This is a genomic window from bacterium, from assembly GCA_004299235.1.
GTDB lineage: Bacteria > Chloroflexota > Dormibacteria > Dormibacterales > Dormibacteraceae > SCQL01.
Window position 1 is genome coordinate 1 of sequence record SCQL01000045.1, and the last position, 1,526, is coordinate 1,526.

Sequence of the window (1,526 nt, forward strand, 5' to 3'; positions counted from 1 at the left end):
TATATCCCGTCGTTCATTCCACCACACCACACCTCGCCTCGCCTCGCAACTATTCCCACATTCCCTTCCGCTCGCCTCTGGATACCCTCCCCCTCGTTTTCCCTCCTAGCTTGTTCCACTTCGCATAGCTTTCGTCTGAGGTCCTTGTTGCAAGCACACGTCGTTTCGCCGCTTCCGCCCGCACAGGTTGCGAGTGAAGGAGGAGGTTGCGGCGACCCTCTCTCAGCTTGTTCCCGATGAGCAGGCATTCTTCCGAAAACGAGTGGACCAGACGTTGCACAGACTGTGTGTATGCGAGTACTGAGAGACGGAAAGAACAGAGCAGCTGAATGAAGGAGCAAGGGAAGGGATTGAGTTGCGAAGGGCGATACTTAGTCGCGGTTGCTCGCTCACGGACCTGTCGTTCTCGGGCGTCAGCAAGGCTCGACTACGCCTGAGCGAGCAGCGGAACAGGCGGACGCACAGAACGTAAGGGTGTAGTTGGCCTTCTTCGCCTTGGGACAAGTCCAGAGTGCCGACCCGCTCGATTCGTCGTCTACACCTCGCTTAACCCGTCAGCTCCCGCCCGGACAAGGGAAGGAAGAAAGGAGCGCGACGCACAAGCATACGCATAAGCATCAGGACAGTTACTCTTGAACACCTCGTAGTACTGGACGTTCTCCTTTGGGCACTTGGCGGGCGTGTCGAACGCCCCGGAGCAGCAGTTGGCCGAGTTTGAGGGGACGGGCGTGAGAGCGCGCGATTGGCATGAGGTGAGGCAGCCGAGGACGGTGGAGTGGGTCGAGTCGTAGGCCGAGACTGCGCTCCTCCTCCTCAGCTACTCGTCAAGAAGGTGAGAGAAAGGAGGAAGCATGAACGCACGCTCAGTCGGGCAAACCTCGTTAATGTCCTTCTCACAACTCGGCTGTGCGCATCCCGCGTCGTTCGTGATACTCATAGGAACGTTCGTCCCGTCCACAGCCGAGACGTCGTACCAGTCTTGGTCGGGCGAGGCGAGGTTCCATTCGCCGAGGGTGGCGGGTGGGACGCCGGTGCCGCCGACGCTGCGAGCGGAGGGTTAGGAGTGTTAGGAGGAGGGAGGGAAGGGAGGAGGAAGGGAGGACGGACCGCGCGCATTCAAGGCCGCCGTTGCAGCCGCCCGTGACGCAGCTGTTGCACTTAGTCCATCAATACGACGCTCTCTTCGGCGAGGGGTAGACGCACGTCGAAGGAAGAGTCGAGCCATCGAACTTGCAGCCCGTGCGAGCCCCTGCTCATCCGGTACCTCGTCAGCTCGTGCGCCATCGAGCTCGAGAAGCGGGAAAAGTGAGAACGTACAGATCCTGCCATTCCAATCCTCCGCTACCCACCCCCAAACCGTCAGCTTACCTATAAAGCGAGAAAGAGAGTGGGAGGGAAGGACAAAAACGCACCGACTTTGAAAGCGACTTTCGTACCCTTCTTCGCTTCCCAGCCTGTCGCATGGGAGGGAGCCGTACCGGCGGAGGTGAAGAGGGCCTGTTCCGTCGCCCTTCTTCGCGTCAGCT

At 59.7% G+C, this 1,526-nt stretch carries 1 protein-coding gene and 1 pseudogene; both read right to left on the reverse strand.

Annotation, left to right across the window (positions count from 1 at the left end; genetic code table 11):
* Window positions 1-535: 535 nt before the first annotated feature.
* On the reverse strand, window positions 536-817 hold the full coding sequence (locus EPN29_13715; protein TAN31350.1) for a hypothetical protein: 282 nt from the start codon (window positions 815-817) through the stop codon (window positions 536-538).
* Window positions 818-1,039, reverse strand: a pseudogene (locus EPN29_13720) (hypothetical protein). It lies immediately after the preceding gene.
* Between the last annotated feature and the right edge of the window lie 487 nt (window positions 1,040-1,526).